Origin of the sequence: Glycomyces algeriensis (assembly GCF_027622855.1) — a bacterium.
In the GTDB taxonomy this organism is placed as follows: Bacteria; Actinomycetota; Actinomycetes; order Mycobacteriales; family Micromonosporaceae; genus Glycomyces; species Glycomyces algeriensis.
Genome location: NZ_JAPZVR010000019.1, coordinates 55,744 through 63,475, shown reverse-complemented (window position 1 = coordinate 63,475; position 7,732 = coordinate 55,744). Strand labels below are relative to the sequence as shown.

Here is a 7,732-nt window from a genome sequence, read left to right as displayed (position 1 = left end):
GCCGCACGAAGGCAGTGGTGACCACTGCGGCGTGAGGGTGAACCACTAGACCGGCGGGGCCGGGCGACAACGTCGCCCGGCCCCGCTCTCCGTTCCCGATCGCGGCCACGAATCAACAGTTCGGGAATAGTCGCACAACCAACTACTACTACAAATAGTAGATGGATTCCGCCGCTGAAGGATAGGGTTCACGCCGAGAGGGAGGTCCCCATGCCCAGACTCGGCGAGCTCGAATCCGCGATCATGGCGGTCCTGTGGTCGGCGTCCGCCCCGGCCACGGTCCGCGACGTGCTCGGCGCGCTCCACCGCGACCCGGAGCCGGCCTACACCACCGTCATGACGGTCCTGGACAACCTCCACCGCAAGGGGACCGTCACCCGCGAACGCGTCGGCCGGGCATGGGCCTACCGGCCCGCCCAGTCCCGTGAGGAGTTCGACGCCGACGCCATGGCCGCCGTCCTCGAATCCTCCTCCGACCGCAGCGCCACCCTGCTGCGCTTCATCGGCAAGATCGATCCCGAAGAGCTTGCGCGCCTGCGCGAGATCCTCGACGCCGCTGAGGAGCAGCGGTGACCGCGGCACTGATCCTCCTCGCATACGCAGTACTCCTCGCCGTTCTCGGCCCGCGCCTGATGGACCGAGCCCGATGGCCGGTCGCCCTGCCGCGCTTGGCGATCACCACCTGGTTCGCCCTCGCCCTCTCATTCGTCCTGGCGCTCGTGCTCGCGGGAGCGGCGATCGTGCACCCGACCGAGGCGTTCGCCGCCGGAACGGTCGAGGACTGCGTGCTGGCCCTGCGGGAGCTGCACGGTCCGATCGCGGGTCCGATCGTCGCCGTGGTCGCCGTCGCGCTGACCTGGGCGCTCCCGATGTGGATAGTTTTCGCCGGGGCCGTGGTCGCGCGCTCGACGGCCGCCGAGCGGTTGCGACTGCGTCGCGCCCTGGCGAATGCGCCCCACGACCGCGATCTCGGTGCCATCGTGGTCGAATCCGCATGCCCCGCCGCCTACTGCATCCCCGGCAAGGGCGGCCTGGTCGCCGTCACCTCCGGTGCGCTCGAGCTGCTCGACCGGCCTGAGCTGGACGCCGTGCTTGCACACGAACGCGCCCACCTCGCCGGCCGCCATCACCTGCTCGTCGCGCTGGCACAGACCGGGCGACGCGCCTTCGGACGGCTGCCGCTGTTCGCGCACCTTCCCGATCGCATCGGGCACCTCGTCGAACTCGCCGCCGACGACGCCGCCGCGCGCAGCGCCTCCCGCAGCACCCTCGCCCGCAGCCTCCTGAACGTTGCCACCGCCCAGACCCCGGTCGAAGCGCTGGCCGCCAGCGGCGGCGACACCGTCGCACGCATAGAGCGCCTGCTCGACGCGCCCGCCGCTCCCGGACCGGCGGGGGTAGGCACGATCCTCGGCGGCAACGCCGTCGCGGTGTCCGTGCCGGTGCTGGTACTCGCCGCCCCGGTCCTCACCGCCGTCGGCTTCGCCTGCTGCTAGGAGCGACCTCGTCCCCCATGAGGGGTGGCAGTCCTCGCGTTTAACTACTATCCTGCATAGTAGTTAATGGCTGGACGGGGGAGAGCTGCGATGGCCGAGCCGCTGCGGGCGATGCAGGCGCTGAAGGGGACCGGCCGATGACCGGGATAACGCTCGTCACCGAGCCATGCTGCGACTCGTGCGGCCGGGCCAAAGAGGTGCTCCACTACCTGTCGGCCGAGTTCGAGCTCACCGTCACCGAGATCACCCTCGCGAGCGACGAGGGTCGAAGGCTCGCAACCGAACACGCCATCCGCACCGTCCCCGGGCTGCTGCTCGACGGCGTGCTGTTCAGCTGCGGCGAGGTGGACGAAGGCAGACTCCGCATGACCCTGGCGTCGATCCGTCCCATCGGCGGCGGCGTACCCGCGCTGCCACCGGCCGATCAGCGGCGCTAGGTCCTTGGCCGGTGTCCCGTCCGCTGCACGCTTGCGTTGAATCCCATCCCCGAAGGAGCACTCCGCTCATGAAGCCTTCGTCTTTCCGTCGCAAATGGACGTCGATCGCCGTGGTCGGCGGCCTCCTCGTCTCCGGGGTGGCCTCGGCCCCCGCCTGGGGCCAGCGGGACACCTCCGACATCAACGACGAGATCGAGGAGACCGATGCAAATCTGACCGCGGCCGTAGAGGAGTACAACCAGCTGGCGCAGGAAGCGCAGGACAACCGCGACATGATCGCGCAGACCCAGGAGTCTCTGGACGCGGCCGAGGCCGACCTGGACGCCTTGCGCCAGCAGCTCGCCGACTACCTCACCGCGACCTACGTGGACCAGGGAATCGGCGACGCGGCCCTGTTGCTGGAATCGGGCTCGCCCGACGCGTTCGTCGAACGCCTCGACCGGCTCAACTCCGCGAACCTCTACAACTTCGATCTTCTGGACGAGCTGAAAACCGCCTCAGAGGAGTACACGGTCCAGCTCGACCTCCTCGAAGACCTCCAGGCCGACCTGGATGAGCAGGAGGCCGACCTCGAGCAGCAGCAGGACGAGCTCAACGCCCGTATGGCCGACCTCGAAGAGGAGTGGCAGGCCGCCGCGGGCGACGCGATCACCGACTACGACCTGCCGTACATGACCGACGACGAGTACGCAGTCGTGTCCTTCGCGCTCGACCAGGTCGGCAAGCAGTACGTATGGGGGACTGCCGGGCCCGACACCTACGACTGCTCGGGCCTCGTCCTGCGCGCCTATGCGCAGATCGGCATCGAACTGCCCCACAACGCCGCCGCCCAGTACGGCTCGACCGCGAGTATCAGCCGCGACGAGCTGCAACCGGGCGACCTGGTGTTCTACAACGACCTCTCGCACATGGGCATGTACATCGGCAACGGCCTGATCGTGCACGCTCCGAACTCCCGCACGGTGGTGAAGGTCGTCGAGCTCGACCACGGCAACGTCTGGTACGGCGCGACCACGATCCTCCACTAGCATTCTGGGATCCCGCCGTGGACCGTGGCGCGTGTTACAGTCGCGGGTGCCGTCGACGCAATCGGCGCCGGCGGCCGGGATTCCGTCAGCGATGCGAGGTGTCCACTGGGCCGCATGCGATTCGCGTTCTGGCTGGCAGGAATCGCCGCACTCCTCACGCTCGGTCACCTGCTCGGTCCGCAAAGCGACCTGCATGCGATGCCCTCGCATGGCCACGAGGCCGAACAAGACCACGCGGACCCGCCGTCCCACGACCATGGCGCGCACTCATGCGGGCTCGCGACGCTCCCCGACACCGTGACCGACACTCTCGCTGAGACCACCGCCGAACCATTCGTCGCGAACTGCACGGTTCCCGATGCGCCGGCTGCGGACACTGTGGACGCCAGGGACCGGTCTCCCACCGATCCCGTATCCGAGCTTCAGATCAACAGGGTCTAGAAGCGGTCGCCCTCCCCGGGCGTCCGCAACTCCTCCGACCCCTCCGGCGGCGCCGCGCGCCGCCGACTGACCTGAAGCGAGGGACCACCCATGACCTATCCCCAAGACGGCCGACCCCGCACGACATCGAACCGGCAGGCGCCGAACGGACGCATGTACAGCTCCGAGCCGTCCGCTGAAACTGACGACCGCTACCCGCCCCGGCGTCCCTCCCGGCGCTTCGGCGGTGAAGGCGTCGAACGCCGATCCGGATTCGATCGACCCGGACCGGCGATGGAGAGCGCTCCGAGTGCCGGGTACCGTTCGGCCGCAGCACCCCAGCGGCCTATGCCGCGCGCGGGTCGTGGCCTGGCATCCGGCGAGCGACCGAGTGCGAACCCAGCCCGACAGTGGGCCGAGCCCTACCCGGACCACCGGTCCGGCAGCGTCCCTGCGACCGACCGAGGCTGGTCCGGGACTGAGGCGGACGACGACTGGGACACGCAGGTCTTCTCACTGCTTCCCGACCGGGCCACCGCCACCGCCGGCGATCGGACACCGTCCTCATTGGGGAAGCCTCAGCTCGACGATGCCAATGAACTCGCGAAGAGCACTCCCCGGGCTCGAACCGAGGCCAAACTCGCTCGTCAAGTGGCTGCCATAGCCAGCTTGGCCGCAGGCGTCGTCCACGTCTTCGCGACCCCTGCCCACTGGGGGGAGTGGCCCCTGGCCGGGGCGTTCTTCGCCGCCTCGGCCGGGTTCCAACTGCTCTGGGGCGTGCTGTCGTTCCCGATCGGGAACGTCTTCCTGCGAGTGGCGGGGATCCTGGCCAACCTCGGCATCCTCGGGCTCTGGGGAGTCAGCCGCGTGTGGGGCGTGCCGTTCGGCCCCCACGCGGGTGTCCCCGAAGCATTCGGCGCAGCCGATCTGATCACCGCCGCACTGGAAGTCGCCATCGTGGTCGGACTGCTGTGGTCGCTGCTGCCACGGGAGAGCCACGGCGTGTTGTCCGTCGGCGGCTATCGAGCGGTCGTCGTGCTGGCCTTCGTCGCGCTCGGCGCGATTGCGGTCCCGGGATCCACTGCCGCACTGGAGCACAGCCACTCGCACGACCCTGGGACCGCCGACCATGAGGACGACGGCCACGACCACGAGCACGGTACCGACGAGAACATGGACATGGAGTCTCCGGCGGACACGGAGGTGAGCGCCGACCCTGAGCAGACCGCCGAAGAGGAGGACCACACCCACGCCCCCGGAGAGGAACACGACTGACATCCGCGCCGCTTCGGTGGCCTCAGCGATTGATCGGTGGCGCTACAGCAGCCCGATCACGAGCGACATCGCGAGGAACAGCGCGAGCTGATATCCGGTGTTGATGGCGGTCAGTTTCGCGGGCTTCAGCTCGAAGGCGTTGTGCTGGAGGAGCGTGGTGGCCGAGAAGGCCAGCCATGCCGTGAGGCCGACCAGTAGCGCCAGGCCCACGGAGTCGTTGCCGGTCGCCTCCGACGCGATAGCGATGCCCGCGGCGAGGCCGATGGCGGTCACGCAGTTGGCGATGAGGAGCTGGGCCATGTTCCTCGAGCGGGCGGGCCTTGAGCGCTCGGGCGTGACGCCCGTCAGCTGCTCCCAGGCGTTCGCGATGAAGCCCTTCTGGTACCAGATGAACGCGACGACCATGCCCGCTACGAGCGCGAGTGCGGCTCCGAGCCAGTTGATCTCCATTGCACAGCTCCTCTGATTTCTGCGAACGCAGGATCGGTCGGGCAAGGTGTAGCACCCGGGAGCGACAGATTCGTCGTGGGCTCGGCGTCCGGGGTGCTGGCAAAAAAGTGTCATCAGCGGCACGGTAGGGCGTTTTACGCTGGACCGCACGCTCGATCATGTCTGGCGGTGCGGTCGGCGTAGCAGTCCTGATCTCCTTGGCCGCCTGGCGCAGCGAGGGCCTGACCGGCTCCATTGAGCCTTTGCCGATCGACCGCGGGCCCGAAGCACTGTGCGGATAAACCGCTCCCGGGGACGTCTGGGGTGGCGCGAATCCGCATCACCCCAGACATCCTCGGCTTATTCCGTATCGAATGAGTTTCCGAGTCGAGTCCGCTCCGAGGCTGGGACGACCAGGTTCGGGCAACGAGCCACACGCATCTTCCCCGCTAGGAGCGTGAGGTCCAAGTCCCAGTTGAACTGCCGCCTCCATCGGTACCTTTCTTCGGCGTTGTGGAGCGCCTGCCGAACCTCGGAGTGGTTCCAGGAGTTGACCGCTCGCAGCTGCCCGACGACCTTGGACAGCTCACCCCGAACCGAGGCCCTGCCCGCGTGCTGGACGCGATGGCAGTCCGGGCACAGCGCGACAAGTCGAGCGAGTCGCTGAACTGCCGAGGTTGAGGTGACCTCGAAGTGCCACAGCTCGTGACAGTCGGGGCGCCGCTGTCTGCCGGTGTCAGGGTCGTATCCCGGCTGGCTGCAGACTTCGCAGCGGTTTCCGGCCGCCTCGCATACGGGGATGCGTAGACGGTCCCAGTCGGCCTTGGGGAGGATGCCGCGGAGGTTCGAGCCCCAGACGTTCTCCGGCAGCATGTCCGGGTAGATCAGGCCGGGGCCGATCGGGAGCGCGTCGATGAAGTGAGGCTGGGGGACCGGGGTGTTGCCGCGCTGGTGGCGATTCCTCCGACGGAAGTTCGGCAGTTTCATCAGGCTGCGCTTCCTGCCTCTCCGCCGCTCAGGCGTTTGGTCAGCTCGGCTTGCAGGGCCGCCATCTGGGCAAGCAGCTCCTCGTTTGAGAGAGGTTGGCGCTGGGTCGGGATGCTTCGGAGATCCCGGTCATCGGGTTGAGCACTCGGGTGCTGGTGCTTGCGCACCTTGTCGAGGGCGGCGAGGGCGGTTTCGTCTGCGTTGTGGACCGTGTGGAGGTATCGCTCGGTGGTGGTGATGCTGCCGTGGCCGAGTCTTTCCTTCACGACCATGAGGTCGGCGCCTCCGTTGAGGAGCCAGGACGCGTGCGCGTGGCGCAGCAAGTGCATCCGGATGTCGACCTTGATATCGGCCTTCTTCAACGCGGGCTTGATGATCTGTTCGCGGAACCAGCGGTTGGGGATGTGGCCGTCGGTGTCCCAGCGGCGCCCCGGACGCGGATCGTCCTTTCCCTTGGCGCGACGGGAACGCCGGTAGGCCGCCATCGCCTCTCTGCAGTGAGCGCACCGGCATTTCCCGGCGGTGTAGGCGCTCATCGTGCCGTGGGCGTATGTCCGGCCTCTCGCGTTCGGCTTCGTCCTGCCCGATGGGGGAGAGAGGCGGCACGCCGAGCCCGGAGTGTTCTCGCCGTGGCGCAGCGGCTTGTACCAGAAGAGGAGGTCGTCTTCGTCCAGAGCGTGTGCCGCGATGTGGGCGTCGATCCTCGCGGCGAGGTGCGGTGCCACCTTGACGATGCGGTAGCCGCCCTCCTTGGGGTAGTCCTTGACGAAGAACCGCTTGCCTTCCGGGTGGAACTCGGGGCGCACTTGGACCACCGCGCGGCTGATCGTGAAGGCCCGCTGATCGGTGTCCCAGTCCTTGACTCGGAACTCGGTCAGCTCGCCCCAGCGGCCGCCGGTTTCGATCGCGGTCTCGACGAGCAGCTTCGACATCTCGTCCGGAAGGGCCTCGTAGAAGGTGCTGAACTGGTCGGGGGTGATGATCTTGAGCGGCTTCTGTGCGACCGGGTCGGTCTTGACCAGCAGGCAGGGGTTCTCGACGATGTACTTGTCGTCTACCGCGCTGCTGAGGATCGAGCTGAGGAGCTGCTTGAGGCGCTTCCTGGTGGTGGCCTTGACGCCCAGCTGCTTGAGCTCGGTCAGCCACTCCTTGACGTCGGTGGAGTAGATGTCGAGCATCGTCAGGTCGCCGAAGAAGTCCATGATGTGCGCGTAGAGCTGGTAGGTGTAGACCTCGCGGGTCTTGACCTCGACCGTGACGTTCGGGAGCCAGGTCTCTTCGACGTAGGTTCGGAAGGCGACCTGGCCGCGGACGAGGTGGTCGCCGCGTCGCGCGTTGACCTTGGCCTCGGCGTCTTTCCAGGCTTTGTCGGCTTCCTTCTTCGTGGCGAAGGTGCCGGCGGATCGCCGGTCGCCGCGGCGGTCGAAGTACACGGCGGTCCAGCGCCGCTCGCCCTTGGAGTTGAGTCGCTTCAGGGAGCATCCCATGGGGGGTTCCATCCTGTTCTCGTTGCTGGTTCGTTGCTCAGATGAACCGCGATCGAGCGGTGCCCGCGGAGACTCCTCGGTACGTTCTCGAGGCATGTATCCGCAGGTCAGGATGGAAGTTATTCTGGAATCTCGCTGGTGCCCAGGGCCTTCGCAAATACGACAGGGCCGGG

Annotated in this window: 9 protein-coding genes; 6 read left to right on the top strand and 3 right to left on the bottom strand. The window is 67.6% G+C overall.

Annotated elements, in window-relative coordinates:
* The first annotated feature begins 210 nt into the window (after window positions 1-210).
* The 6 genes from O2L52_RS22605 (at window position 211) to O2L52_RS22580 (ending at window position 4,656) form a co-directional block, all read left to right on the top strand.
* A complete protein-coding gene (locus O2L52_RS22605) occupies window positions 211-573 on the top strand; it encodes a BlaI/MecI/CopY family transcriptional regulator (RefSeq protein WP_270118406.1) in 363 nt (120 codons plus the stop codon).
* Window positions 570-1,496: a M56 family metallopeptidase gene (locus tag O2L52_RS22600; protein WP_270118405.1), complete on the top strand. Its 927-nt coding sequence runs from the start codon at window positions 570-572 to the stop codon at window positions 1,494-1,496. Before O2L52_RS22605 ends, O2L52_RS22600 begins: the two co-directional genes overlap by 4 nt.
* A 137-nt stretch (window positions 1,497-1,633) precedes the next feature.
* Window positions 1,634-1,933, top strand: a complete 300-nt coding sequence (locus O2L52_RS22595; RefSeq protein WP_270118404.1) for a thioredoxin domain-containing protein — start codon at window positions 1,634-1,636, stop codon at window positions 1,931-1,933.
* A gap of 68 nt (window positions 1,934-2,001) precedes the next feature.
* A complete protein-coding gene (locus O2L52_RS22590; protein ID WP_270118403.1) occupies window positions 2,002-2,961 on the top strand; it encodes a C40 family peptidase in 960 nt (319 codons plus the stop codon).
* A 114-nt stretch (window positions 2,962-3,075) separates the two neighbouring features.
* Window positions 3,076-3,402, top strand: coding sequence for a hypothetical protein (locus tag O2L52_RS22585; protein ID WP_270118402.1), 327 nt, complete (start codon window positions 3,076-3,078; stop codon window positions 3,400-3,402).
* A gap of 630 nt (window positions 3,403-4,032) precedes the next feature.
* Window positions 4,033-4,656, top strand: coding sequence for a hypothetical protein (locus O2L52_RS22580; RefSeq protein ID WP_270118401.1), 624 nt, complete (start codon window positions 4,033-4,035; stop codon window positions 4,654-4,656).
* Window positions 4,657-4,698: 42 nt separating this feature from the next.
* On the opposite strand, the gene O2L52_RS22575 is transcribed toward O2L52_RS22580, so the two are convergent.
* From O2L52_RS22575 to O2L52_RS22565, 3 genes are all read right to left on the bottom strand, one after another.
* Complete coding sequence (locus O2L52_RS22575; RefSeq protein ID WP_270118400.1) at window positions 4,699-5,106, bottom strand: DUF1761 domain-containing protein; 408 nt, start codon at window positions 5,104-5,106, stop codon at window positions 4,699-4,701.
* 339 nt (window positions 5,107-5,445) lie between these two features.
* Entirely contained in the window at window positions 5,446-6,072 is a 627-nt protein-coding gene (locus tag O2L52_RS22570; protein WP_270118398.1) for a hypothetical protein, read from the bottom strand.
* A complete protein-coding gene (locus O2L52_RS22565; RefSeq protein ID WP_270118397.1) occupies window positions 6,072-7,559 on the bottom strand; it encodes a tyrosine-type recombinase/integrase in 1,488 nt (495 codons plus the stop codon). Before O2L52_RS22565 ends, O2L52_RS22570 begins: the two co-directional genes overlap by 1 nt.
* Window positions 7,560-7,732 lie beyond the last annotated feature (173 nt).

What these genes read in the sequence shown, in the direction of transcription:
- O2L52_RS22575 (WP_270118400.1), bottom strand. Translation starts at nt 5,106, where the DNA reads ATGGAGATCAACTGGCTCGGAGCCGCACTCGCGCTCGTAGCGGGCATG.
- O2L52_RS22605 (WP_270118406.1), top strand. Translation starts at nt 211, where the DNA reads ATGCCCAGACTCGGCGAGCTCGAATCCGCGATCATGGCGGTCCTGTGG.
- O2L52_RS22565 (WP_270118397.1), bottom strand. Translation starts at nt 7,559, where the DNA reads ATGGGATGCTCCCTGAAGCGACTCAACTCCAAGGGCGAGCGGCGCTGG.
- O2L52_RS22570 (WP_270118398.1), bottom strand. Translation starts at nt 6,072, where the DNA reads ATGAAACTGCCGAACTTCCGTCGGAGGAATCGCCACCAGCGCGGCAAC.
- O2L52_RS22585 (WP_270118402.1), top strand. Translation starts at nt 3,076, where the DNA reads ATGCGATTCGCGTTCTGGCTGGCAGGAATCGCCGCACTCCTCACGCTC.
- O2L52_RS22590 (WP_270118403.1), top strand. Translation starts at nt 2,002, where the DNA reads ATGAAGCCTTCGTCTTTCCGTCGCAAATGGACGTCGATCGCCGTGGTC.
- O2L52_RS22595 (WP_270118404.1), top strand. Translation starts at nt 1,634, where the DNA reads ATGACCGGGATAACGCTCGTCACCGAGCCATGCTGCGACTCGTGCGGC.